The organism is Nocardioides sp. (genome assembly GCF_044226305.1).
In the GTDB taxonomy this organism is placed as follows: domain Bacteria; phylum Actinomycetota; class Actinomycetes; order Propionibacteriales; family Nocardioidaceae; genus Nocardioides.
Genome location: NZ_JBGAHF010000012.1, coordinates 62,638 through 87,654, shown reverse-complemented (window position 1 = coordinate 87,654; position 25,017 = coordinate 62,638). Strand labels below are relative to the sequence as shown.

General features: G+C 74.4%; 20 protein-coding genes. 9 read left to right on the top strand and 11 right to left on the bottom strand.

The genetic code is table 11. The features are described from left to right. From ACILQ5_RS13980 to ACILQ5_RS13965, 4 genes are read right to left on the bottom strand one after another with little or no spacing between them, the layout of a single operon-like run. Window positions 1-1,077, bottom strand: a complete 1,077-nt coding sequence (locus ACILQ5_RS13980) for a sulfotransferase family protein (protein ID WP_395658622.1) — start codon at window positions 1,075-1,077, stop codon at window positions 1-3. A 10-nt stretch (window positions 1,078-1,087) separates the two neighbouring features. Further along, window positions 1,088-2,695 (bottom strand): glycosyltransferase, encoded by a 1,608-nt coding sequence (locus ACILQ5_RS13975; protein ID WP_395658621.1) that lies wholly within the window; start codon window positions 2,693-2,695, stop codon window positions 1,088-1,090. Next, window positions 2,692-4,287, bottom strand: coding sequence for a glycosyltransferase (locus ACILQ5_RS13970; RefSeq protein ID WP_395658620.1), 1,596 nt, complete (start codon window positions 4,285-4,287; stop codon window positions 2,692-2,694). The genes ACILQ5_RS13975 and ACILQ5_RS13970 overlap by 4 nt, the downstream gene beginning before the upstream one ends. 6 nt (window positions 4,288-4,293) lie before the next feature. Further along, window positions 4,294-5,223 carry a class I SAM-dependent methyltransferase gene (locus ACILQ5_RS13965; protein WP_395658619.1) on the bottom strand — a complete coding sequence of 310 codons (930 nt, stop codon included), beginning with the start codon at window positions 5,221-5,223 and terminating at the stop codon, window positions 4,294-4,296. A 57-nt stretch (window positions 5,224-5,280) separates the two neighbouring features. Here ACILQ5_RS13965 and ACILQ5_RS13960 point away from each other — a divergent pair, with 57 nt between their 5' ends. After that, on the top strand, window positions 5,281-5,934 hold the full coding sequence (locus ACILQ5_RS13960) for a sulfotransferase (RefSeq protein WP_395658618.1): 654 nt from the start codon (window positions 5,281-5,283) through the stop codon (window positions 5,932-5,934). A 19-nt stretch (window positions 5,935-5,953) separates the two neighbouring features. On the opposite strand, the gene ACILQ5_RS13955 is transcribed toward ACILQ5_RS13960, so the two are convergent. Continuing rightward, window positions 5,954-7,294 (bottom strand): GH1 family beta-glucosidase, encoded by a 1,341-nt coding sequence (locus ACILQ5_RS13955; RefSeq protein WP_395658617.1) that lies wholly within the window; start codon window positions 7,292-7,294, stop codon window positions 5,954-5,956. A gap of 16 nt (window positions 7,295-7,310) precedes the next feature. Between ACILQ5_RS13955 and ACILQ5_RS13950 the strand changes: the two genes are divergently transcribed. Beyond that, window positions 7,311-7,994, top strand: a complete 684-nt coding sequence (locus tag ACILQ5_RS13950) for a pirin family protein (RefSeq protein ID WP_395658616.1) — start codon at window positions 7,311-7,313, stop codon at window positions 7,992-7,994. Window positions 7,995-8,026: 32 nt separating this feature from the next. Here the strand turns inward: ACILQ5_RS13950 and ACILQ5_RS13945 are convergent, their stop codons facing one another. Continuing rightward, the gene (locus ACILQ5_RS13945) at window positions 8,027-8,938 is read right to left on the bottom strand and encodes a diacylglycerol/lipid kinase family protein (protein WP_395658615.1); all 912 of its coding nucleotides are present in this window, start codon (window positions 8,936-8,938) and stop codon (window positions 8,027-8,029) included. Continuing rightward, window positions 8,935-10,512 carry an FAD-binding oxidoreductase gene (locus tag ACILQ5_RS13940; RefSeq protein ID WP_395658614.1) on the bottom strand — a complete coding sequence of 526 codons (1,578 nt, stop codon included), beginning with the start codon at window positions 10,510-10,512 and terminating at the stop codon, window positions 8,935-8,937. The genes ACILQ5_RS13945 and ACILQ5_RS13940 overlap by 4 nt, the downstream gene beginning before the upstream one ends. Window positions 10,513-10,529: 17 nt before the next feature. Between ACILQ5_RS13940 and ACILQ5_RS13935 the strand changes: the two genes are divergently transcribed. From ACILQ5_RS13935 to ACILQ5_RS13915, 5 genes are all read left to right on the top strand, one after another. Beyond that, window positions 10,530-11,144 (top strand): TetR/AcrR family transcriptional regulator, encoded by a 615-nt coding sequence (locus ACILQ5_RS13935; RefSeq protein WP_395658613.1) that lies wholly within the window; start codon window positions 10,530-10,532, stop codon window positions 11,142-11,144. After that, entirely contained in the window at window positions 11,141-12,736 is a 1,596-nt protein-coding gene (locus ACILQ5_RS13930) for a glycerol-3-phosphate dehydrogenase/oxidase (protein WP_395658612.1), read from the top strand. The genes ACILQ5_RS13935 and ACILQ5_RS13930 overlap by 4 nt, the downstream gene beginning before the upstream one ends. A 42-nt stretch (window positions 12,737-12,778) precedes the next feature. Continuing rightward, window positions 12,779-13,771 (top strand): sigma-70 family RNA polymerase sigma factor, encoded by a 993-nt coding sequence (locus tag ACILQ5_RS13925; RefSeq protein ID WP_395658611.1) that lies wholly within the window; start codon window positions 12,779-12,781, stop codon window positions 13,769-13,771. Further along, window positions 13,768-14,331, top strand: a complete 564-nt coding sequence (locus ACILQ5_RS13920; RefSeq protein ID WP_395658610.1) for a TIGR03086 family metal-binding protein — start codon at window positions 13,768-13,770, stop codon at window positions 14,329-14,331. The genes ACILQ5_RS13925 and ACILQ5_RS13920 overlap by 4 nt, the downstream gene beginning before the upstream one ends. Window positions 14,332-14,447: 116 nt before the next feature. Further along, complete coding sequence (locus ACILQ5_RS13915; protein ID WP_395658609.1) at window positions 14,448-15,452, top strand: LuxR C-terminal-related transcriptional regulator; 1,005 nt, start codon at window positions 14,448-14,450, stop codon at window positions 15,450-15,452. A gap of 25 nt (window positions 15,453-15,477) precedes the next feature. On the opposite strand, the gene ACILQ5_RS13910 is transcribed toward ACILQ5_RS13915, so the two are convergent. Next, entirely contained in the window at window positions 15,478-16,455 is a 978-nt protein-coding gene (locus ACILQ5_RS13910; protein WP_395658608.1) for a DUF2332 domain-containing protein, read from the bottom strand. Window positions 16,456-16,511: 56 nt separating this feature from the next. Between ACILQ5_RS13910 and ACILQ5_RS13905 the strand changes: the two genes are divergently transcribed. Further along, window positions 16,512-17,471, top strand: a complete 960-nt coding sequence (locus ACILQ5_RS13905) for a hypothetical protein (RefSeq protein WP_395658607.1) — start codon at window positions 16,512-16,514, stop codon at window positions 17,469-17,471. Between the two features lie 26 nt (window positions 17,472-17,497). On the opposite strand, the gene ACILQ5_RS13900 is transcribed toward ACILQ5_RS13905, so the two are convergent. Beyond that, window positions 17,498-18,955, bottom strand: coding sequence for an NAD-dependent succinate-semialdehyde dehydrogenase (locus tag ACILQ5_RS13900; protein ID WP_395658606.1), 1,458 nt, complete (start codon window positions 18,953-18,955; stop codon window positions 17,498-17,500). Between the two features lie 278 nt (window positions 18,956-19,233). Between ACILQ5_RS13900 and ACILQ5_RS13895 the strand changes: the two genes are divergently transcribed. Continuing rightward, window positions 19,234-21,345, top strand: a complete 2,112-nt coding sequence (locus tag ACILQ5_RS13895) for an elongation factor G-like protein EF-G2 (RefSeq protein WP_395658605.1) — start codon at window positions 19,234-19,236, stop codon at window positions 21,343-21,345. A 14-nt stretch (window positions 21,346-21,359) separates the two neighbouring features. Here the strand turns inward: ACILQ5_RS13895 and ACILQ5_RS13890 are convergent, their stop codons facing one another. Next, a complete protein-coding gene (locus ACILQ5_RS13890) occupies window positions 21,360-23,243 on the bottom strand; it encodes a penicillin-binding transpeptidase domain-containing protein (RefSeq protein ID WP_395658604.1) in 1,884 nt (627 codons plus the stop codon). Window positions 23,244-23,295: 52 nt separating this feature from the next. After that, on the bottom strand, window positions 23,296-25,011 hold the full coding sequence (locus ACILQ5_RS13885) for a DEAD/DEAH box helicase (RefSeq protein ID WP_395658603.1): 1,716 nt from the start codon (window positions 25,009-25,011) through the stop codon (window positions 23,296-23,298). Window positions 25,012-25,017 lie beyond the last annotated feature (6 nt).

Sequence of the window (25,017 nt, the reverse complement as noted above, 5' to 3'; positions counted from 1 at the left end):
TCAGCGCTCCCGGCCCACGGCCTTGCGCAGCCCGCGCCGCACCGACCCCGGCACCATCTTCCGCAGCCCGTGCGGCACCCGGTCGACGCCGTGCCGCTCGCCCTGCCGCTGGGCGGGCACCGCCGACCCCGGCTGCTGGGCGAGCCCCTCGCGCCGAGCGGCGAGCGCGGTCGACTGGGCGATCGCCTCGGCCTCCTCGTAGAGGTCGGCGTACGCCGCCCGCAGCTCGTCGAGCCGGTCGTGGACCTCCGGGGTGTCGCCGTCCTCGTCGGCGAGCCGGTCGAGCTGCTGCCAGGTCGCCTCGGCCACCTCGCGCAGCCGGGTGGGCACCTCGAGGTCGTCCCACGTGAGCTGCACCCGGCGCAGCGTCGGGTCGATGAACTGGTGCACCCGGCGCACGTCGTTCGCGGTGGCCGACTTCACCGCGTCCACGTCGAAGGCCTGGCCGAGGCCGAACACCGGGACCGTCCAGTCCTCGAGCATGTCGTGGTAGCGGACGAACCGGCGCGCCGAGCCGCGGGTGGAGCGCTCGGTGTGCAGCATCATGTTCACCCAGGCCGCGGTGCGCTGCACCTCGCCGGCCCGCGCGTTGTAGTACTTCTGCTTGCTGCCGACGACCTCGGTCACCGGGCGCAGCATCGTGACGTACGCCGGCGCCGCGTCGCACCGCAGCGCGGCCGACCGCCACAGCCCGAGGAACCAGGCCAGCCGCGGGTCCTTGACCACCAGCTCGGGCCCGCCCTCGACGAACTGCTGCTCGAGCCAGTCGTGCAGGCGGCCGCGGAGCGGCTCGAAGGCCGACAGCTTGCCGGCCTCGAACCACGCAGCCGGCCGCGCGTCGGAGACCTGGACGTTGCAGCGCTTGAGCAGCTCCTCGTGGAAGTCGACGACCCACTGCGGCTCGCCGAAGCCCTTCGGGTTCGTCTCGTCGGCGACCACCTCGGGCTGCGGCACGTGCATGCCGAGCGTCTGCAGCGCGCCGGACATGGTGCTGGTGCCGCTCCGCCCGGACCCGACCACGAAGACGACCCGGCGCTTGACCGGGATGGTCTCGGACAGGGGGGTCGGGGTCGCCATGACCGGCAGCCTATTGGTGTCGGCGACGCAGCAGCGACCCGATCCCACGACGCTCCGGCTCGGGTGCGGCCCCGGGGTCCGGCTCAGCGCCCGCCGTCGCCCCCGCCTTCGCACCCGCCTTCGCACCCGCCTTCGGGCCGGTCGGCCGGTCGGACTGCCCGCCCACGCCGCCCAGCTCGCGCCAGGACGCGGCCGGGTCCTGCGCCTCGCCGGCGGTGCCGCGCAGCCGCGGTCGCTTGATGGTCGCGCTCGCCTCGAAGCCGGCGTCACCGCCCTCGACCCACCAGCTGCCGAACAGCTCGTCGACGACGTCGTCGAGGTCCTCGTCGGGTCGGGCGACGCGGCGCGCCCGCTCGACGGCTGCGGTCCGCTCGACCCGGGCGGCGGTCCCGTCGGGCATCATCACCTGCCGCAGCCCGTGGTGGGTGCGCTCGAGGTGCATGACCAGGGACGCCAGGGTCTCGGGGGTGGGTGCCCAGGCGGCGTTCGCGAACGTCATCCGGAACTGCGCCGGCGGCCGGCCCGCGGGCAGCTCCTCGACCAACCGCACCCGCGGCTCCCCGGAGTACGCCGCCCGCACCAGCCGCGGCGACTTCTGGGGGTCGTCGAGCGGCGGGGTGCGGTCCTCGGTGATCGCCGACCAGTCCCCGAGCAGGGTCACGGACAGGTCGGCCAGGCTCGAGGCGAGGACCGAGTCGACCACGGCCTGGACGTCGCCGTGGTCCTCGCCGCGGGTGTCGAGCACGACCTCGAGGTAGGGCACGGAGTAGAGCCGCCCGCGCCGCCGCTGCGGCTGGAGGTCGGGGACCCGGTCGGCGAGGAACGGCGCGTTGTAGTCGTTGACCTCGTCCTGGCGCCGCTGCTGGTGGGTGCGACCGAGGTGCCAGCTGCGGGCCGCGCGGTCGGCGACGAACACCGCGCCGCACTCGGCGAGCCGGTAGCCGAGGTCGATGTCCTCGCCCAGCCGGAGGGAGGTGTCCATGCCGCCGGCCTCGTCGTAGAGCGCGCGGCGCAGCGACGCGGTCGCGCCGACGTGGGTGCGCAGGGCACGCGGCCCGGAGGCGCGCAGGTCGTCGGTGCGGTCCCAGACGTCCTCGACCCAGTGCCGCTCCTTCTCCACGTCGGCGAAGGCCTCGTGCATCCGGCCGTCGGCGGTCGGGGCCCGGGCGGCCAGCGGCTCGGGGTCGACGAACCACTTGTGGCCGAGCACGACGGCGTGGTCGAGCAGGTGGTGCCAGCGCAGCTGTGCCTCGACCTCGTCCGGCTCGACCAGCATGTCGCTGTCGAGCCAGTGCACGACGTCGCCGTCGGAGGCCGACGCCCCGGTGTGGCACGCGTTCGCCCGGCCCCACCCGCGCTCGACGCGCACGATGCGGGTGCGCTCGGGCCGCACCTCGGGCAGCTCCAGCGGCTCCCGCGGGTCGTCGTCGGCCACCACCACCTCGAGCAGGTGAGCGGGGTAGGTCTGGGCGGCCAGGCCGGCGAGCACGTACGGCAGCAGCCGCTGCGCGCCGTACGCCGGCACGACGACCGACACCGAGAGCGTGGGCTCCCAGCCGCCGACCGCCGGGACGTCGAGGCTGCCCCAGTCGTTGCGGCGGACCCGTGGCTGGTTCATCCGTCCTCCAGGAGCTCGCTCGGGCGGAAGCCGCGCCACTGGGCGGCGAGGCTCTGGCGGGTGAGGAAGTAGCCGAGACCGGTGTCCCAGGTGTGCCCGCCGCTGGTGCGGCGCAGCACGTAGCCGAGCCCGTGGGTGCGGTAGACCCGGCCACCGGCGGCCCGGACGTCCTCGAGCAGCCGGGCGTCGACGTGCCGAGGGACGGGGCGGAAGCCTCCGACCGCGCGCAGCAGCCCGCGGTCGAGACACATCGTGCCGCCGGCGACGACCGCGCCGAAGTTCTCGCTCGGACCGCGCCGGCGCACCGTCGTGCGGATCGGCTCGAGGTAGACCAGCTCGGCGGGCATGCCGACGAGCTCGGCCCCGGTGTAGTGCCGGGCCAGCAGCAGGTCGGCCACGACGTCGGGCCCGTACCAGTCGTCGTCGTCCATCTTGACCACGACGTCGCCGGCGGCAGCGTCGGTCGCCGCGCGCAGCACGTCGCCGAACACGGCGTCGGGCGCCGTCGGGAGGACGGTCACCGGCCGGTCGCCGAGCCGCTCGCGGACCTCGCCGGCGTCGGCCTCGAAGCCGTGCGTGGCCAGCACCAGCTCCAGGTGCTCGACGCCGCGCTGCCGGGCGACCTGGTCCAGCGCGAACCCCAGCTGCTCGGGTCGGCGGGTCGCGAGCAGCACGCTCACCGAGGGGTACGACGCCACCCGCACCCCCGCCGCGGCGCCGGTGCGCTGCCGCCAGCCGAGGGAGGAGTGCTCGCGCAGGGCGGCGCGGCGGAGACGGACCGAGTGCTCCTCGCGACGCAGGGGGTCGGCGACGTCCGGCTCGCCGAAGCCCGCGCCGACCAGGGGCACGCCGGCCATCGCGAGCCCGGCGACGGTGCGCGGGTCGGCACCGGCCGGCACGACGACCGCCTGGGCGTCGCGGACCGCGGCGACCATCGCCGGCGTCGGCTCGCCGGTCGGGAGCGGCACCGGCCCCCGGTCCCAGTCGCGGCGGAACCCGACGGGGTTGAGCAACGCCTCGTCGAGCGGCCCGAGGCCGGGATCGACGGACACCGGGGGCCGGCCGAGCACCTCGCTGTCGGGCAGCGGGCCGCCGGAGCCCACGACGACCGCGGCCGGGACCTCGTCGGTGACCACGGTCGGGTCGAGCGGCAGCCGGACGTCGCCGGCGACGACCAGCCCGTGGTTGCCGGTGCCGACCGGCGAGCCGGTGTGCCGGGCGAGCTCGACGAGGACCGGGGCGACCGGCGCCGGGCGCCGGAAGGTCAGCCGGGTGAGGGCCCCGCCGTCCGGGGTCTCGGCGACCAGGTTCGCGAGCGGCGGCCACTCCGGCCGCAGCACGGTGGTCACCGGCCCGGCCGCGACGGTGAGCGCGCAGGAGACGTGCCGGGCCCGGCCGAGCGGCGGCAGCACCGACACGGCCTCCCGCAGGGCGGTCTCGTCGGCGACGGCGAGCAGCACGCTCGTCCAGGAGCCCTCCCCACCGGCCGGCGGGTCGCCCAGCCCGGCGCACGTGACGCCCTCGGGCACCGGGCCGACGTCCACCCCCGGTCCGACGAGCACCAGCGCGGGTGCGGCGAGGTCGCTGAGCACGGGAGCCTAGGTGCGGGTGAGGACCGCAGCGCCCTTGTCGAGGTGGAGCTTGCCGACCGCGAAGTCGGGGACGACGCTGCGCCAGCGCTCGACGACGTCGGCGTCACCCGGGCGGCCGGTGTCGTCGACGAGGATCGTGCAGCGCTGCGCGAAGCGGTCGCGCAGCAGCGGGACCATCGGGAAGCGCGCCCGCGGGCCGGTGCCCTCGGGCGGGCCGTCGACGAGCACCAGGCCGACGTCGGTGAGGTCGGCGAGCGCGGCCTGGTCGTACCAGGGGGTCTCGTGGCCCTCGAGGGACGTCGGCGCGAGCGGTGCGAGACGGACCTCGGCGAAGTCGGCGACGCCGTGGCGCTCCAGCATCCGGCGGGTGTGCTCGGCCCACTCCGGCTGGTGCTCGAGCGCGACGATCCGGCTCGGGATCCCGTGCTCGCGGGCGGCGAGCGCGAGGACGACCGTGGACACCCCGCTGCCGCCCTCGACGACGGTCGCCGGGCGCTCGGTGACGAACCGGTCGACCAGCTCGACGAGCAGGTCGGCGGACGCGGTCCACAGCCCGAGCGGCGGGATGCCCGACCGGATCGGCACCATCGCGAACAGGTTGACGAGATCCTGCACCCGCTTCGCGACCTGGTCACGCTCCTTGCGCAGGTGCGCGACGGTCACCAGGCCCTTGGGCAGCTCGACCTTCGGCGGCTTCGCGGGCTGCGCCTTCGGCCGCAGCCGGATCTCCTTGCGGAGCCGGCACTCGACCTGGTCGAGGTGGCGGGTGACGAGCCTGAGGACGGCGTACGCCGACCCCGTCACCAGGACCGCCAGGCCGGAGAACGCGAGGCCGACCAGCGTGCCCGTCGTCCCTCCCGCGAGGCCGAAGACGATCGGCACCGCCACGACGACGACGGCCAGGACGGCGGCAGCGAGCCGGAGTCGGGCGGACATGGCGGTCACTCTAGGCGGTGGCTCCCGGGCGGCACGCGCCCCCATAGACTCCGCAGCATGCCGCGGGACGACCTGGAGTACCTGTTCGTCGTCACCTACGGCCGCTCGGGCTCCACGCTGCTGATGGGCGTGCTCAACACCCTGCCCGGCTACCTCGTCCGCGGCGAGAACCGCGACGCGCTGCACCACCTGTTTCTCTTCGACAAGACCATGCGGACCGAGAGCGCCCGCGGGCCGAAGCGCAAGCTGCGGCAGCCGACCCACCCGTTCTTCGGGATCGCCGGCTACCCGCAGGAGAAGGCGGTGCGCCAGCTGCGCCGGCTCGCGGTCGACACCGTGCTGCGCCCGCGCGAGGAGACCCGGGTGACGGGGTTCAAGGAGATCCGCTGGTACCACCAGGACCTCGAGGAGTACGTCGCGTGGCTGCGCGAGGTCTTCCCCGGCGCCCGGTTCCTCGTCAACACCCGCGACCACGCGGGCGTGCTCAAGAGCAAGTGGTGGGCCGAGGGCGAGGACAAGTCCGAGCACCTCGCGAGCATCGAGCAGCGGATCCTCTCCCTCGCGGACTCGCTGGGCGACGCGGCGTACCGGGTCCACTACGACGAGTACGTCGCCGACCCGACCGTGCTGCGGGGCCTGTTCGAGTGGCTCGGCGAGGAGTTCGACGAGGAGAGCGTGCGGGCCACGATGGCCGTGCGGCACTCGATCTGAGACCTCCGCCGAGCCGGCGTCAGCCGATCGACCTCGTCTGGGCGGCGATCACGTCGGCGTACCACTGGAAGGACCGCTTGGGCGTCCGCACCTGGGTGTCGTAGTCGACGTGCACGAGGCCGAAGCGCTGCGTGTAGCCCTCGGCCCACTCGAAGTTGTCCATGAGCGACCAGGTGTAGTAGCCGCGGACGTCGACGCCGCGCTGCACCGCGGTCGCGACCGCGCGCAGGTGGGCGTCGAGGTAGTCGATGCGCGGCTGGTCGTCGACGACGCCGTGCTCGTCGGGTCCCATGCCGTAGGAGCAGCCGCCCTCGGTGATGTAGATCGGCGGCAGCGCCGCGCGGTAGCGGGCGCGCAGCAGGATCAGCAGCTCACGCAGGGCGTCCGGGACGACCGGCCAGCCGAAGTCGGTCGTGGGGTAGCCGACCAGCTCGCGGAACTCGAAGGGCATCTCCGCGCCCTCGTCCGCGGCCCCGATCTTCAGCGGGTTGTAGTAGTTCATGCCGTAGAAGTCGAGCGGCTGCCGGATGGTGGCGAGGTCGCCGTCGCGTGCCACGCCCTCGAAGAGCGGCTCGATGTCGGCCGGGTAGCGGCCGAGGAGCATCGGCTCGCTGAACATGCCGTTCCACAGGGCGTCGAAGAGCTTGGACGCGCCGACGTCGGCGACGTCGTCCGACGACGGCCAGATCGGCGCGTGGTTGTTCGCGCAGCCGACCGACGTCGCGCCGGCCGCGCGCAGCGCGACCGCCGCCCGACCGTGGGCCAGCAGCAGGTGGTGCGCGACCGGCATCGCGTCGAACATCAGCGTCTTGCCGGGCGCGTGCACACCGGTCGCGTAGCCCATCATCGTGACGACGTTGGGCTCGTTGACCGGCACCCAGTGCTCGACCCGGTCGGCGAGCCGCTCGCCGACCACGGCGGCGTACTCGGCGAACCGCTCGGTGGTGTCACGGTTGAGCCACCCGCCGTCGTCCTCGAGCGCCTGGGGCAGGTCCCAGTGGTAGAGGGTGGCCATCGGCTGGACGCCGTTCGCGAGCAGCTCGTCGACGAGCCGGTCGTAGAAGGCGAGACCGGCCGCGTTGACCGGGCCGGAGCCGGTCGGCTGGACGCGCGGCCAGGACACGGAGAACCGGTAGCCGCCGGCGCCGAGGCGCTTCATCAGCGCGACGTCCTCGGCGTACCGGTGGTAGTGGTCGCACGCGACGGCACCCGTGGAGCCGTCGACGATGCGGCCGTCCTGGGCGGTGAAGGTGTCCCAGATGCTCGGACCCTTGCCGTCCTCGGTGGCCGCACCCTCGATCTGGTACGCCGCCGTGCTGGTGCCGAAGCGGAAGCCGGGCGGGAGCTGCGGGAGTGGCACGGGCACAATCTTGCAGGTGAGCGTCGAGATCCGCCGGGGAACTGACCGTTACCTCACCCGAGGGGATGGCTTCTTCACCCGCCACTCGTTGTCCTTCGGGGAGCACTACGACCCCGAGAACGTCTCCTTCGGCCCGCTGGTCTGCCACGACGACCACCGGCTCAAGGCCGGCCGCGGCTTCGAGGAGCACCCGCACCGCGACGTCGAGATCGTCACCTGGGTGCTCTCGGGCTCGCTGCTGCACACGGACTCGGAGGGGCACGCGGCCACGGTCCGTCCGGGCGAGGTGCAGGTGCTGTCCGCCGGCACCGGCGTGCAGCACTCCGAGGTCGCCGGGCCGGAGGGCCAGGTGCGGTTCGTCCAGGCCTGGCTGACGCCCGACGAGACGGGGACGCCGCCGTCGTACTCGGTCACGGCGGTCGACCTCGCGCCCGGCCGGCTCACGCCGGTGGTGCAGGTCGGCGGGCACGCCCGGCTGGCGGTCGCGCGACTCGCGAGCGGCGACACCGTCACGCTGCCCGACGCGCCGCTCCAGCACGTCTTCGTCGCCGGCGGCGCGCTCCAGCGCTCGTCGCTGGCCGAGCCGCTCGCCGACGGCGACGCCTTCCGGATCACCCGCCCCGCGGACGACCCGGGCCCGACCCTCTCGGTCACCGCGGCCGTCCCCACCGAGCTGATGGTCTGGTCCTTCGACCGTTGAGTCGAGGGTGGTGACCACCCTCGACTCGACCGTCAGCAGAGGATCGGCAGCGCCCCGGGGAGGACCTCCACGACCGCGGGTGCCGCGTCCAGGCCGGGCAGCGGGCCCAGCGGCTCGCCGTCGGCGCCGGTGGGGATCGGGGTGCGGGAGGTGCCGCGGACCTCGACCCGGGTGCCGGTGAGGACCGTGACCTCGGGCAGCTGGACGTGCGCACCGTCGTACACCTTCGGCAGCGAGCGCATCAGCGCGATCCGCGACGCCGCCTCGATCACGACCACGTCGAGGGTGCCGTCCTCGACCGAGGCGGCCGGGGCGATCTTCATCCCGCTGCCGTAGTAGGCCGAGTTCGCGACCACGACCGTGGCGGCGGCGTACTCGTGCTCGACGCCGTCGACGGAGACCCGGTAGTGCCCGGGATGGTAGGTCGCGAGCGACCGCAGCGCGGCGTACGGGTACTGCAGCGAGCGGGGCAGCCAGGTGGCGCGGTCGACGATCTCGGCGGCCCGGGCGTCGACGCCGGCGTACACCGAGCCGGCCACCAGCCGGCGCCCCGGCGCGACCCCGGTGACCGCCAGCAGGTCGATGGACCGGACCGTCCCCTCCAGCAGGACCTGCGCGAGGGCCTCGGGCTCCTCGGGCAGGCCGAGCATCCGGGCGAAGTCGTTGCCGCGTCCGGCCGGCACCATGCCGAGCGTGCCGTCCCGGTCGGCGACCGGGCCGGCCAGTGACGAGAGCATCCCGTCACCCCCGACGGACACGACCACGTCACCGCGCGCGACCGCCTGGTCGACGAGCCCGACCATCGCGTGCGGTCCCGGGGAGTAGGTGACGTCGACGGTCGCCCCCGCCTCGCGCAGCAGCCGCGCGACCGGCACCACCGCGCCGGGCGCCGCTCCGCCGCCGGAGGACGGGTTGACGAGGAACGAGAAGGAGCGGGCGGTCACGGGATCAGCACCCCCGGGTTGAGGACCCCGGAGGGGTCGAGGTCCGCCTTGACCGCACGCAGCAAAAACACGCCGACCGGGCCGATCTCCTCGGCGAACCACGGCTTGTGGTCGCGGCCGACCGCGTGGTGGTGGGTGATGGTGGCACCGGCGTGGATCATGGCGTCGCACGCGGCCGCCTTGGCGGCCTGCCACTCGGCCAACGGGTCGGCGCCCTCCTTCGCGGCCACCGTGAAGTAGAGCGAGCAGCCGGTCTCGTAGACGTGCGAGATGTGGCAGAGCACGAGGGCCGGCTCCCCGAGGTGCGCGGTGAGCGCGGCCTTCACGTCGGTGTAGAGCCGGTCGACGTTGGACCAGAAGGTCGCGGTCTCCAGGGTCTCCACCAGGATGCCGGCGTCGAGCAGCGAGTCGCGCAGGTACGGCGCGTCGAAGCGTCCCGCGGACCACTTCTCCCCCGGCGCGGTGCCGGCGGGCGTGCCGCCGAGGCCGGTCAGCACCGCGGTGACCGCCGCCTGCTTGGCCGCGACCGCAGCGGGCTCGCCCTCGTAGCCGGCGATCATCAGGCAGCCGGCGTCGGCGGCGCCGCCGATCGCGCCCGGGTCGGCCAGGTTGATCGCGGTCTCCGCCTCGTCGGAGAGGCGCACCACCGTCGGCAGCAGCCCTGCCTGGGCGAGGGTCCGGATCGCGGAGGCGCCGGCGGCGAAGGACGGCCAGCGCCAGCCCTCGTAGACCTTGACCTCGGGGAGCCGGCGCACCCGGACGGTGACGGCGGTGAGGACCCCCAGCGTGCCCTCGGAGCCCAGGAACAGCTGCCGCAGGTCGGGGCCGGCGGCGTTCGCGGGCGCGGTGCCGAGGTCGATGCGGCCGATCGGGGTGGCGACGGTGAGGCCGACCACCAGCGCGTCGAACCGGCCGTAGCCGGCGCTCGACTGCCCGCTCGACCGGGTGGCGGCGAACCCGCCGATCGAGGCGTACTCCCACGACTGCGGGAAGTGCCCGATGGTCAGGCCCTCGGCCGCGAGCAGCTCCTCGGCCTCGGGACCGCGCAGGCCGGGCTCGAGGGTGGCGGTCATCGAGACGTGGTCGACCGCCAGCAGCCGCTTCATCCGGACCAGGTCGAGGCTGACCACGCCGGCGAAGCCCTCACGCTGCGCGACGAGCCCACCGGTCACCGCCGTGCCGCCGCCGAACGGCACCACCGCCAGCCGGTGCTCGACCGCGACCGCCAGCACGGCCGCGACCTCCTCGTGGGTCGCCGGGCGGACGACGGCGTCGGGCGCGTCGGTCAGGTCGCCGGCCCGGGCGCGGAGCAGGTCGGGGGTCGACTTGCCGCGGGTGCGGAGCCGGCGGGTCGCGTCGTCGGTGAGCACGTGCCCCGCGCCGACCGCCCCCTCGAGGGCGGCCAGCGCCGCCGCCTCGATCACGGGGGGCGTGAGCGGCTGCTCGGCGACGGCCGGCCGGTCGTCCACGCCGAAGACCATCTCGACGAGGCCGCGGGCCTCGGCGGGCAGGGCCTGGGCGCGGGCCGGGTCGCCCCAGCGGGTCGGGTGCATCTCGATCTGTTCGTGCCTCATGCGTTACACTGTGACACATGACGTCACTTCGTCACAACGGTTCCGACGGACCCGCCGCCGCGGACTCCCCGCGGGACGCCTACCTCGACGTCGCCCGGGACTGCATCCTCGACGTCGGCTGGCGCCGTACGACGCTCACCGAGGTCGCCCGGCGGGCCGGGGTCTCGCGGATGACGATCTACCGGACCTGGGCGGACATGCCCCAGCTCCTCGCCGACCTGATGACCCGCGAGTGGGGCGGCGTCGTCGCCGACAGCCTCGCCGCCGAGGACCCGCAGGCGACCACCGTCGACCGGCTCGTGGGCGACGTCGTCGGCACCGTGCAGCGGCTGCGCGAGAACGAGCTGTTCCTCCGGATCGTCGAGCTCGACCCCGAGCTGCTGCTCCCCTACCTGCTCTCCCGCCGCGGCCGGTCCCAAGACGCGATCCTCGACCTGACGGCGCGCGCCGTCGCCGTCGGCCAGGCCGAGGGCACCGTGCGCGCCGGCGACCCGGTCACCATCGCCCGCGGGCTGCTCCTCGCGGCCCACGGCTACGTGCTCTCCGCGCACACCATGGTCGACGACGTCGTCACCGAGGACGCCCTCGACGCCGAGCTCACCCTCATGCTCACCAGGAGCCTCCAGCCATGACCGCCTCACCGAACGGCACCACGAAGAACGGCACCACCGACCCCACCGCCGCCTGGACCACCGCGCGGCCGGCGACCCGGATCCGCGCCGGCCTGGCCGACGCCCCGGAAGAGGTCGACGTCGTCGTCATCGGGCTCGGCATCACCGGGGCCGGCGTCGCGCTCGACGCCGTCTCCCGCGGCCTGTCGGTCCTCGCCGTCGACGCGCACGACCTCGCCTTCGGCACCTCCCGGTGGTCCTCGAAGATGGTGCACGGCGGCCTGCGCTACCTCGCGAAGGGCCAGGTCGGGGTCGCCCACGAGAGCGCCGTCGAGCGCGGCATCCTGATGGAGGTCACCGCGCCCCACCTGGTGCACCCGATGCCGATGCTGGTGCCGCTGACCTCGAGCGTGAGCCGGCTCCAGACCGCCGTCACCCGGGGCGGGCTGTGGGCCGGGGACCTCCTGCGCCGCGGCGCCCGCACGGATGCCGAGACGCTGCCCAAGCCCCGCCACCTCACGGTGACCGAGACCGTCCAGCTGGTCCCGGCGCTGCGGTCCGCCGGCCTGCGGGGCGCGATGCTGGCCTGGGACGGCCAGCTCGAGGACGACGCCCGCCTGGTCGTCACGGTCGCCCGCACCGCCGCGTCGCTGGGCGCGCACGTCCGGACCCACGCCCGGGTGCTCGAGGCGACCGGGACGGCGGTGGAGCTGCGCGACGAGCTCACCGGCGCGACCCGGCGGGTCACCGCCCGCACCGTCGTCAACGCGACCGGGGTCTGGGCCGCCGGCCTGGTCGACGGGATCACCCTGCGGCCCAGCCGCGGCACGCACCTCGTGCTGCGCCAGGAGTCGCTGCCCGGGCTGACGATGTCGGTGTTCTGCCCGGTCCCGGGCGAGACCAACCGGTTCGTCATGGTGCTGCCCCAACCCGACGGCACGGTCTACGCCGGCCTCACCGACGAGCCCGTCGAGGGCGAGGTGCCCGACGTCCCGGAGCCGTCCGAGCCCGAGATCGGCTTCCTCCTCGACGTGGTCTCCGCCGCCTTCTCCCACCAGCTGCACCGCAGCGACGTCGTCGGCGCGTTCGCCGGCCTGCGCCCGCTGCTCGACACCGCCGACGGCTCGACGGCGGACCTGTCGCGCCGGCACGCGGTGCTCACCAGCCCCGACGGTGTCGTCACGGTCGTGGGCGGGAAGCTGACGACGTACCGCCAGATGGCCGAGGACGCCGTCGACGCCGTCGTCGAGCACGCCCACCTGGACGCCGGGCCGTGCCGCACCCGCACCCTGCCCCTGCTCGGCGCCGCGAGCCGCGCGGAGCTGGCCGGGCTCGAGCTGCCCCCGCGGCTGGTGCGCCGCTACGGCACCGAGGCCGCCCTCGTCCTCGAGTCCGCCCGCGCCGCCAGCGGACTGTCCGAGGAGGAGCTGCTGGCGCCGATCGCCGACGGCGTCCCGGCGACGCTCGCCGAGCTGATCTTCGGCGTGACCCACGAGGGCGCTGCCGACGTCGACGACCTCCTCGACCGGCGCACCCGGGTCGGGCTGGTGCCGGCCGACCGGGCGCTCGCCGTCCCCGCTGCGGAACGAGCCCTCGCGACAGCGATGAGTTAGCCCGTCGACTCCGGTCGGTAGGAGAGGCAGACTGGAGGACCCATGACGACGACGAACCCTGCGCTCGGGAGCGAGCTCGACGACTTCCCGACCCTGACCCAGCGCTACCAGCGCGAGCTGCTCGCGCACTGCTACCGGATGTCCGGCTCGGTCCACGAGGCCGAGGACCTCGTGCAGGAGACCTTCCTGCGCGCCTGGAAGGCCTCCGCCGACTTCGAGGGCCGGTCCTCGGTGCGCACCTGGCTCTACCGGATCGCGACCAACGTGTGCCTCACCAACCTCGAGGGCCGGCCCCGGCGGCCGCTCCCCGCGGGGCTCGGCACGCCGGACGCGATGGCCGGCGACGCGCTCGAGGAGAACCACGAGATCGCCTGGCTGGAGCCGGTCCCCGACGCGTCCGTCGTGGTCGCCGAGCGCGACTCGATCCGGCTGGCGTTCGTGGCGGCGCTCCAGCACCTGCCGGCCCGCCAGCGCGCGGTGCTGATCCTGCGCGACGTGTTGCGCTGGTCGGCCGCGGAGGTCGCGACGGCGCTCGACACCACCACGGCCGCCGTCAACTCCGCGCTCCAGCGGGCGCACGCCCAGCTCGCCGACCGCGGGCTCACCGAGGACACCGTCGAGCCCGACCTGACCCCCGAGCAGCAGCGCCTCCTGGAGCGGTACGTCGACGCGTTCTGGCGCAAGGACGTCGACTCGATCGTCGGCCTGCTGACCGCCGAGGCGACCTGGGACATGCCGCCGTTCACGAGCTGGTTCAAGGGCCGCGAGAACATCGGCTGGCTGATCGGCAACGAGTGCCCTGGCGGGCCCCACGACATGCCGATGCTGGCCACCCAGGCGAACGGCCAGCCGGCGTACGGGCTCTACATGCGCACCCCGGGCGGCGAATTCGTCCCGTTCCAGCTGCAGGTCCTCGAGCTCGAGGGCGACCGGGTGCGGCACGTCACGGCGTTCTTCGACCCGCGGCTCTTCGAGACCTTCGGGCTCCCGCCGCGGCTGCCTGCCGACCACACCCCGGCGCCGGCCGCTCGGTGACCACCGCGCTCGGCGGGTCCGTCGAGCTCCTGGAGCGGGCGCTCGCCTACACCCGCGCCCGGCTCGCCGGCGTCCGCGACGACCTGCTGGACCGTCGTACCCCGTGCGAGGGGTGGACGCTCGCGGACCTGCTCGCCCACATGGAGGACGCGCTCGACGCCTTCACCGAGGCCGCCGGCGGCACCGTCGAGGTCCGCGGCGGGACCCGCTCCGCCGGCCGGGTCGAGGCGCTCCAGGTCAAGGCGTGCGGACTGCTCGGCGCGTGGGGCGCCCCGGCGCCCGGCGACGTCGTCCTCACCACCCGGCTCGGCCGGTCGGACCTGGTCACCAGCCTCCTGGTCGCCACCGCGTCGCTCGAGATCACCGTCCACGGCTGGGACGTCGGCCGGGCGACCGGGGACCCGGCGCCGGTGCCCGTCGCCCTGGCCCGCGACCTGCTGCCGGTGGCGCGGACCGTCGTGGGTCCGGGCGACCGGGGCACCCGGTTCGCCGCCGCCCGTGCGGTCGCCGCGGACACGCCCGACGACGTCCGGCTGCTGGCGTTCCTCGGTCGCGGCTGACCCGGGTCGTCCCCCGCCGTCGGGGCGGTCCGGACCGCTCTGGACCGCTCTGGACCGCTGCCCCCGATACCGGCGTTCCGGGCCGCCGGACCTCCCGGCCTTCCTAGGCTGCGGCCATGCCGTCGTCGCCCGCGGAACTCGCCCCGCTCTGGGACGACCTCCGCGCCCCCCGCGCCCTCGTGGCCCGGGCCGGCTCGCGCGCCCGCGCCGGCGAGGTGACCCTGGCCCTGGTCGACCTCGACGCGGCCCGCGGGGACTGGGGCGCCCTCGACGACCTGCACCGCTCCGCGCTGCTGGCCACCGCCATCGACTGCCGGCTGGCCCGCGGCGAGCTGGGCCCGGCGATGGACGACGGCGAGGCGCTCGAGCCGCTGCTGGACCGGGCCAACCTGGCCGGCGCCTGCGCCCACTACGCACGCGGCGAGCTCGCGGCGGCGCTCGGGGACGCCGAGCTCGCCGCCGACCACCACCTGCGCAGCGGTCGGCTGCTGGCCGGCGCCGACGACCCGCACCTGCTGCCCTGGCGGGCCGCGGCCGCGCTGTCGGCGGTCCGGCTCGGGCGGCGCACCCAGGCGCTGGAGCTGGCCCGCGAGCACCTCGTGCTCGCCCGGGCCGCCGGGTCGGCGTACTCCACCGCGCTCGGCCTGCGCACCCTGGCCACCGTGGACATGCACACCGACCAGGACCGGACCCTGCGCGACGCGCGCACCGTCCTGGTCACCACCCCGGCCGCGCGGCTCGCCGCCCAGCTCGACACCGACCTCGCCGGCGTGCTGCTGCTGGCGCGCGGGACCGAGGGATCGGTCGAGGCGCTGGCGCTGCTGCGCGGGGCCGAGGAGTACGCGGGCCGCGAGCAGCTCTACCCGCTGCAGAGCCGGATCCGGCGGTTGCTCGAGCGGCTCGGCGAGCCGGCCCGCCCGATGCTCGCCGAGGCGCTGGCGGCGCTGACCGCGTCCGAGGCCCGGGTGGCGACCCTCGCCGCGGGTGGGCTGACCAACCGCGAGATCGCGATGCAGCTCGTGGTGACCGTCAAGGCCGTCGAGTGGCACCTCTCCCGCGTCTACCGCAAGCTCGGCATCCGGTCCCGCTCCGGGCTCGCCGGCAGCCTCGGCCTCGCCTGAGGGCTCCCCGGCCGGCGCGGGTCGGTCACAGCCAGCGCAGCCACTGCCCGTGGCCGTGCGCGAGGGCGACGGGGCGGCCGTCGACCCCGAGCACGAAGCCCCGGGCGTCGGCGGGCACCGGGGCCGCGGCGGTGACCTCGGGCAGCACCTGCGGCGCCTCGTTGCTGATCCAGTGGCAGCGGCCGGCGGCGACCAGGCCGGTCATCAACTCGTGCAGGCGGGTGCGGTCCTCCGGCGACAGGTAGGCCGCCACCGCACTGTGGAAGACCACCACCCTGCCGTGCCGCCCCGCCTCCTCCACGAGCGCCGGCAGCCCCTCGAGCAGGTCCCCCCGCACCAGCTCCGGCGGGTCGGCGCGGGCGACCTCGACGGCGCGGGCGAGCCGGGCCCGGCGCTCCTCGTGCTCCGGCCATACGAGGAACGACAGCCAGCGCACCCGGTCGTCGTCGGTGACGTCGATCGGCGCCAGGTCGATCCCGCCCCGCCAGGCGACCTCCGGCACGCTGGCGGGCAGCGGCGCGGCGCCGGTGACCGTGGCGCCCAGGTCGGGGCCGGCACCGGCCCGTCGTACGCCGGCGGGCGTCTCCCACGCGTAGGACCACCGGTCGGGGTAGAGGACCAGGCCGGCGCTCGCCCCCGCCTCGACCAGGGCCAGCGGCTCGTCGCCGGCGACCAGCGCGAACGCCGGGACCAGGGTCGCGAGCCGGCCGACCTCGTTGGTCTGCGTCGACCGCGCGAGGATCGTCGCCTCGATGGTGCCGTCGTCGCCCAGCAGGGCGTCGCGGAGGGCGGCGTACGGCCCGGGTGCGGCGACCCCGTGCCACCGCGCGGCGGCGAGCACGAGGTTCGGCTGGCGCTTGGCGAGCGGCAGCCGCTCGAGCCAGGCGAGCACCTCGGCGTCGTCGGCCACGCGGGTCGCCCAGTCGTCGAAGCAGGGCGAGTAGCCGCGGGCGTCGAGGGCGAAGTCGCGGTACTGCTGAGCGGTGTCGGCCGTGAGGTCCATCGCGCCATTGTCGAATCCGCCCCGCGGACCCGCTCCGATGGGTCACCATGCTCGACATGAGGACCTTCGGGGGGCGAAGGGCGGTGGCGTGCGCCTCCGCCCTCGCCGCCGTCGTCCTCCCCGGCACCCTGCTGGTCGGGTGCGCCGGCGCGATCGACCAGGCGCACAGCGTCCAGACCAAGCTGAACCGGATCGACGAGGTCGCCGACGCGCAGGTCAGCACCCCGTCGGGCTCGACCGGCGCCGTCATCGAGGTCGTCTACGAGGACGACCCGAGCACGCGGGAGCTGAGCCGGCTCCTCAAGCAGCTCGACGCGGTCGCCGCGGGCGAGGACTACCCGCCGTACCGGCTCGACCTGGTCCCGGCGACCGACGACACCGACCGCCTCACCGTCGACCAGGCGTTCATCGGCAGCGACGCCGAGGAGCCGGTCCTGGACAACTGGCTCGCGACGACGACGGTGCTGCTCGGTGACGTGCACTACCGCTTCGAGTCGGGTGTCGAGTCGATCGAGGTCGTGTCCGGGCCCGCGATCCTGCACGACGTCGGCGAGACCAGCCGGCTCGGCTACGGCTTCGCCACCACCGAGTGGACCTTCCGGGACGGCGACGACTCGTTCGTCGTGTCCGGACGGGTCACGCCGACCGACGTCACGCTCTTCCAGGACGTCCAGCGGACCGTGTCCTCGGAGGTCCTGCCGGCGCCCGCGTCGTCCTGGCGCCTCGAGCGCCGCGAGCGCCAGGTGCTGCTCGACCTGGTCGTCGACCTGCCGGACGCGCCGGTGCCGCCCGAACGGCTCACCGTCGCCCGCTACGGCGAGCAGGTCGAGCCGCTCGCGACGGCCGCCATGGCCGCCACCGATCCCGCCTCCCTGCCCGTCACCATCCGGCTGGTCAACCCGACCGACCAGGCCGACGACGTCTTCGGCTACTGGGTGTCCGACCAGCGGCCGGTGCGCGGGCGGGACCCGCTCACCCGCGGGTGGGACCTGTGGCTGGAGAACCTGTCCGGCTGACCCGCCCCGCCGGCGTGGAGCCGCCCTCAGCCGGCGGGCAGGGCGACGTACGTCGTCTCCAGGTACTCCTCGATGCCCTCGAAGCCGCCCTCGCGCCCGAAGCCGCTCTGCTTGACGCCGCCGAAGGGTGCCGCCGGGTTCGAGATCAGTCCGGAGTTGATGCCGACCATCCCGAACTCGAGCGCCTCGGCGACCCGGATCGTGCGGGCCAGGTCGCGCGTGTAGACGTACGACGCGAGGCCGTACTCGGTGTCGTTGGCCCGGGCCAGGGCCTCCTCCTCGGTCTCGAAGGTCGTGATCGGGGCGACCGGCCCGAAGATCTCCTGCACGGTGATCTCGGCGTCGACGGGCACGTCGAGGAGCACGGTCGGCGTGTAGAAGTAGCCGGGCCCGTCGGGGGCGGAGCCGCCGGTGACCACGCGCGCGCCGCCGTGGATCGCGTCGGTGACCAGCTGGCTGACGCTCTCGACCGCCTTCTCGTCGATGAGCGGGCCGACGTCGACGCCGTCGGACTGGCCGCGCCCGACGGTGAGCGCCCCCATCCGCCGCCCGAGCTTCTCGGCGAACTCCTCGGCGACGGAGCGGTGCACGAGGAACCGGTTGGCCGCCGTGCAGGCCTCGCCCATGTTGCGCATCTTCGCGATCATCGCGCCGTCGACGGCGGCGTCGACGTCGGCGTCCTCGAAGACGATGAACGGCGCGTTGCCCCCGAGCTCCATGCTGAGCCGCTGGAGCTGGTCGGCCGACTGCCGCACCAGGATCTTGCCGACGCCGGTCGAGCCGGTGAAGCTCAGCTTCCGCAACCGGTCGTCGCCCTGGAGCGCCTGGCTGAGCTCGCTGGTGTGGCTCGTGGTGACGACGTTGAGCACGCCGCCGGGCAGCCCGGCCTCGGCGAGGGTCGCGGCGAGCGCGAGCATCGTCAGCGGGGTCTGCTGCGCGGGCTTGACGACCATCGTGCAGCCGGCGGCGATCGCCGGACCGATCTTGCGGGTGCCCATCGCGAGCGGGAAGTTCCACGGCGTGATGAACAGGCAGGGGCCGACCGGCTTCTTGATGGTCAGCAGCCGGCTGCCACCGGCGGGCGCCTGCATCCACCGCCCGTGGATGCGCACCGCCTCCTCGGCGTACCACCGGAAGAACTCGGCGCCGTAGGTGACCTCGCCCTTGGCCTCGGCGACGGTCTTGCCCATCTCCAGGCTCATCAGGTGCGCGAACCGGTCGGCGCGCTCGGTGACCAGCTCGAAGGCGCGGCGCAGGATCTCGCCCCGCTCCCGCGGCGGGGTCGCGGCCCACGACGCCTGTGCCTCGACGGCCGCGTCGAGCGCCTCGACGGCGTCGGCGACCGAGCCGTCGGCGACGTCGGTCAGCACCGACCCGTCGGCAGGGTCGAGCACGTCCAGGCGCTTGTCGCCCTCGGCCTCGCGCCACGCGCCGCCGATGAAGAGTCCCCGCTGCTCAGGGGAGAGGAGATCGAGTCCGTTCATGGGGACATCTTGCACCCGGCCTTGCCCCAAACACCTGACAGGTCTACCACCCCCGTGACACCCTGGATCCGTCGACTTCGGAGGGAGCACCTTGATGTCGGCACGAACCCCTTGCTGACCCCATGCAGCGAGGGGTTCTCCCTTTCCGGCACCGGCAGCGAGGCTCCGGCCCGGCCCGCACCAACACGGGACCAACAGCCCCTTGCGCGCCTCGCGGATCAGGAGTTGTCTCGGGGTTCGGGAGCCGTAGAGGCGCGGCTCGTGCAGGAGGAACGGTCATGGCGGACAAGGGTGGGAACCGGAGAGCAGCGGGCCAAGATCTGGGGGCGAGCAGCCCGGACCGGATCCGAAATGTGGTGCTGGTAGGACCCGCCGGGTCCGGGAAGACCACCTTGGCCGAGACCCTGCTCGCCGCTTCGGGCGCGATCCCCCGCGCCGGCTCCGTGCGCGACGGCACGACCGTCACCGACTTCGAGGAGTCCGAGCACGTCCACGGCCGCACCGTCTCCCTCGCGGTCGCGCCGGTCGTGCACGCCGACACCAAGATCAACCTCATCGACACCCCCGGGTACGCCGACTTCGTCGGTGAGCTGCGCGCGGGGCTGCGCGCCGCCGACTGCGCGCTGTTCGTCATCGCCGCCAACGAGGGTGTCGACGACGCCACCCGGACGCTGTGGCGCGAGTGCGCCGCGGTCGGCATGCCGCGCGTCGTGGTGATCACCAAGCTCGACCAGGCCCGGGCCGACTACGACGGGGTGCTCCGCCAGGCGCAGGTGGCGTTCGGCGAGGGCGAGGGTGGCAAGGTCGTGCCGCTCTACGTCCCGGTCCGCTCCGGCGGCGAGGTCACCGGCCTGACCGGGCTGCTCGCGCCCACGCCCGAGGCCGACGAGACCGGGCTGCGGGGCGGCCTGATCGAGGCCGTCATCGAGGAGTCCGAGGACGAGACCCTGATGGACCGCTACCTCGGCGGTGAGGCGATCGCCGAGGACGTGCTGGTCGCCGACCTCGAGATGGCGGTCGCACGCGGCAGCTTCCACCCCGTCGTACCGGTGTGCTCGGTGACCGGCGTCGGCTGCGCCGAGCTGCTCGACCTGGCGGTGCGGGGCTTCCCGTCCCCGGCCGAGCACCCCTCGCCCGAGGTGTACCTGCCCTCCGGCGCGAGCGCCGACCCGATCGCGTGCGAGCCCGACGGGCTGCTGGTCGCCGAGGTCGTCAAGACCACCAGCGACCCCTACGTGGGCCGGCTCAGCCTGGTGCGCGTCTTCTCCGGCACCCTCACCGCGGACCAGCCGGTGCACGTCTCGGGCCACTTCACGTCGTTCTTCGGCGAGTCCGTCGGGCACGCCGACCACGACGAGGACGAGAAGGTGGGCGCCCTGTCCTACCCGTTCGGCCGCCAGCAGAACCCGGCCGAGCGCGTGGTGGCGGGCGACCTGTGCGCGATCGGACGGCTGACCCGGGCCGAGACCGGCGACACGCTCTCCAGCGTCGGCGACCCCCGCGTCCTGCGGCCGTGGTCGATGCCCGAGCCGCTGCTCCCCGTGGCCATCGTGGCCCGCAGCAAGGCCGACGACGACAAGCTCTCGCAGGCCCTCAGCCGGATCGCCGCCGAGGACCCGTCGCTGCGGGTCGAGAACAACGCCGAGACCCACCAGCTGGTGCTCTGGACGATGGGCGAGTCGCACGCGGAGATCACGCTGGAGCGCCTCGAGGAGCGGTACGGCGTCCACGTCGACCAGGAGCCGTTCGTCGTGTCGATGCGCGAGACCTTCGCGGGTCCGGCGCGTGGGCTGGGCCGGCACGTGAAGCAGTCCGGCGGGCACGGGCAGTACGCCGTGTGCCAGATCGAGGTCGAGCCGCTGCCCGAGGGCGCGGGCTTCGAGTTCGTGGACAAGGTCGTCGGCGGCGCCGTGCCGCGCCAGTTCATCCCGAGCGTCGAGAAGGGCGTGCGCGCGCAGATGGAGAGGGGCTGCCGGCTCGGCCACCCGATGGTCGACCTGCGGGTGACCCTCCTCGACGGCAAGGCGCACGCCGTGGACTCCTCGGACATGGCCTTCCAGACCGCCGGCGCGCTGGCGCTGCGCGAGGCCGCCGCCGCCACCACCGTGACGATGCTCGAGCCGTTCGACACCGTGAGCGTGGTCGTCCCCGACGACCTGGTCGGCACCGTGATGAGCGACCTGTCCGCGCGCCGGGCCCGGCTGCTGGGCACCGACAAGGTCGGCGACGACCGCACGCAGGTGCTCGCCGAGGTGCCGCAGACCGAGCTGGTCCGCTACTCCGTCGACCTGCGCTCGGCCACCCACGGCTCCGGCGTCTACACCCGGACCTTCGCGCACTTCGAGCCGATGCCCGAGGAGGTCGCGCGGACCGTGCCGGCGCGGGAGTGAGCCGGTCGGGCGGTTCAGGCCCGCGCCGCCCGCAGGAACGCCTCGAGGATCGGCCCGGCCGTGCCCGAGCCGGAGTCACCGACGTCGACGAACACCGCGACGGCCAGGTCGCCCTGGGCGGCGATCATCCAGGCGTGGGTGAGGACCTTGCCGTCCTGGTCGAACTCGGCGGTGCCGGTCTTCGCGATCACCGGCGGGCCGGGGACGTCGAGCAGCCCGACGCCGCTGCCGGAGGTGACCACCGCCCGGAGCAGCTCGCGGAGCTGGCCGGCCTCCTGCTTCGTCAGCGGGTCGACGTCGTCGGGCACCGACACGTCGACGGAGCCGAGGAGCCGGGGGACGACGGTGTGCCCGGCCTGGACCGAGGCGATGACGGTCGCCATCGCCATCGGTGAGGCGAGCACGGTCCCCTGGCCGATCAGGTCGGCGGCCGCCTCGGTCTCCGAGGCCGGCGGCTCGACGCTGCCGAAGTACGCCGGGAACCCGAGGTCGTGGTCGACGCCGAGGCCCAGCGTCGCGGCTGCCCCGGCGAGGGCGTCGCCGTGCACCTTGCCGCGCTGGGAGATCACCGCGGTGTTGCAGGAGTTGGCGATCGCCGTCCGCAGCGGGACCTGCCCCAGGGCGCTGCTGGGGTAGTCGTCGTAGTTCTCGAACCGCTTGCCGTCCACGACGATCGCGGTGGTGCACGGCACCGTCGAGGACGGGGTCAGCCCGGCCCGGAGCAGCGCCAGGCTGCTCACGCTCTTGAACGTCGAGCCCGGCGCGAAGCGGCCGTAGGTCGCCATGTTGTAGCCGTCGGTGCCGGGCCCGTTCGCCGCGGCGACGATCGCGCCGGTCGAGGGCCGGACCGCGACCAGGGCGCTGGCCGGGCCGACGCCGGCGAGCTGGGTCTCGGCGATCGTCTGCAGCCGCTCGTCCAGCGTGGTGCGCAACGGCTTCCCGGTGGTCGGCTCGACCCGGAAGAGCTCGTGCTCGCGCCCGTTGCCACCGACGGCGTGCACGACCACGCCGTCGGTGCCCTGCAGCTGCTCGTCGTACCGCGCCTGCAGGCCGGAGAGGCCGGCCTGGTCGCCGACCTGGTAGGCGTCCGGGTCCTTCTCGATCATCTCGGCGGTGACCTCGCCGACGGTCCCGAGGATCGGTGCGGCGAACTCGCGGGTCGGCGCGAGCGGGATCTCGTCGGGGATCGCCCGCGCGCCCTTGATCGCCTGGTAGCCCGACTCAGCGGCCGGCGGCACGTCCTCGCGCCGGTACACGACCGCCTCGACGAACGCGGCGTCGCCCGCGGCCTCGACCGCCTTGACGTACGCCGCCGGGTCGATGTCGACCAGCTGCGCGAGCCGGCGGGCGGAATCGCCGGCCTGCGCCTTCGCCACCAGCGTCTTGTCGATCCCGAAGCGCAGCACCGGCCGGTCCAGCACCAGCTTCTGCCCGCCCGCCCCGAGGATCTCACCGCGCGTCGCGCCGATCGGCGTCGCGTCGAGCACGCTCGCGCGCTGCAGGGAGGGCTCGACCACGGCGCGGCTCCAGGTCGCCTCCCAGGCGTCGTCGCCCTCGGTCAGGTCGGCCTCGGTCGTGTAGGTCCACTCCTCGCCCGCGAGCGGCCAGCTCCAGGTCAGGGTCGCGGTCGCGGAGCCGCCCGTCTCGTCGGCACCCTCGGACGTCACGGTCGGTGCGACGTCGCCCATGCCGTCGACGACCTGCGCGTAGTCCTTCGTGACCGCCTCGGGGGTGGCGCCCGCGACGGCGACGTCGGAGAAGTCACCGGACGTCAGCGCGGCGGCCAGCGCGGTCGCGGCGTCGTCGGGGTCCGGGCCGCTGACCTTCTCGGCCGGGTCGCAGGCGGTCAGCGCCGCCGTGCCGAGGACCAGGACGACGACCGCCGCGAGACTGCGCATGTCATCGGTTCTACCAGGCGGCCCGGACCGCCCCCGATCCCGCGTGCCGGCCCTAGGCCTTCTTGTGGCGGGGCTTGCGCGCCGGCGGGCCGCCGGCGTCCGGCTGGAGCTCGATGAGCTTGCCGGAGATGCGGGTGCCGCGCAGCTTGTCCCACGCGCCGGCGGGCAGGTCGGCCGGGAGCTCAACCAGCGAGTGGTCCGCGCGGATGTCGATGTGCCCGAAGTCCTGGCGCGAGAGGCCGCCCTCGTTGGCGATCGCGCCGACGATCTGGCGGGGCTCGACCTTGTGGCGCTTGCCGACGGCGATGCGGTACGTCGCCATCGGGACGTCGCTGCGGCCGCGCGGCCGGCGCTCACGGGGCTCCCGGTCGCGGCGGGGCCCGCGGTCGGGTCGCTCGTCGCGCGCCGGTCGGACCTCGTCGGCGGGGTCGAGCAGCAGCGGGGTCTCCCCCTGCGCCACGACGGCCAGCGCGGCGGCGACGTCGGCCTCCGGCACGTCGTGCTCCCGCACGTAGTGCTGGACGATGTCGCGGAACCGCTCGATCCGCGTGGTCTGCTGCAGCGCCTCGGTGATGGCGTCGTCGAAGCGGGACAGGCGGGTGGCGTTGACGTCCTCGGCCGTCGGCAGCTGCATGTGGGTCAGCGGCTGCCGGGTCGCCTTCTCGATGTGCTTGAGGAGGTAGCGCTCGCGCGGGGTGACGAACGAGATCGCGTCGCCGCTGCGGCCCGCGCGGCCGGTGCGCCCGATCCGGTGCACGTAGGACTCGGTGTCGGTGGGGATGTCGTAGTTGACGACGTGGCTGATCCGCTCGACGTCGAGGCCGCGGGCGGCGACGTCGGTGGCGACCAGGATGTCGAGCTTGCCGGACTTCAGCTGGTTGACCGTGCGCTCGCGCTGCGCCTGGGCGACGTCGCCGTTGATCGCCATCGCGGAGAACCCCCGCGCCCGGAGCTTCTCGGCGAGCGTCTCGGTCTCGTTCTTGGTGCGGACGAAGACGATCATGCCCTCGAAGTTCTCGACCTCGAGGATCCGGGTGAGGGCGTCGACCTTCTGCGGGTAGGACACCATCAGGTAGCGCTGGGTGATGTTGGGCGCCGTCGCGGTGGTCCTCTTGACCGTGATCTCTTCGGGGTCGTTGAGGTACTGCTTGGAGATCCGGCGGATCTGGGAGGGCATCGTCGCGGAGAAGAGCGCGACGTTCTTGTCCGCGGGGGTGTCGGCGAGGATCGTCTCGACGTCGTCGGCGAAGCCCATGTTCAGCATCTCGTCGGCCTCGTCGAGGACGAGGAACCGCAGCTCGGTGAGGTCCAGCGTGCCCTTCTCGAGGTGGTCCATGATCCGGCCCGGGGTGCCGACCACGACGTGCACGCCGCGGCGCAGCGCGCTCAGCTGGACGCCGTACGCCTGGCCGCCGTACACGGGCAGCACGTGCACGCCCTTGATCCGTGCGGCGTAGCGCTCGAAGGCCTCGCAGACCTGGAGCGCGAGCTCTCGGGTCGGCGCCAGCACGAGCGCCTGCGGCGCCTTCTGCGACAGGTCGAGCCGGGACAGGATCGGCAGCGCGAACGCGGCGGTCTTGCCGGTGCCGGTCTGCGCCAGCCCGACGACGTCGCGTCCGGCGAGCAGCGGCGGGATCGTCGCGGCCTGGATCGGCGACGGCGTCTCGTAGCCGACGTCGGCCAGCGCCTTGAGCACCGGCTCGCTCAGGCCGAGGTCCGCGAACGTCACCTCGGGGGTGGTGGGGTCGGCCTGGTCCTCGTTGCTCACCCGGCA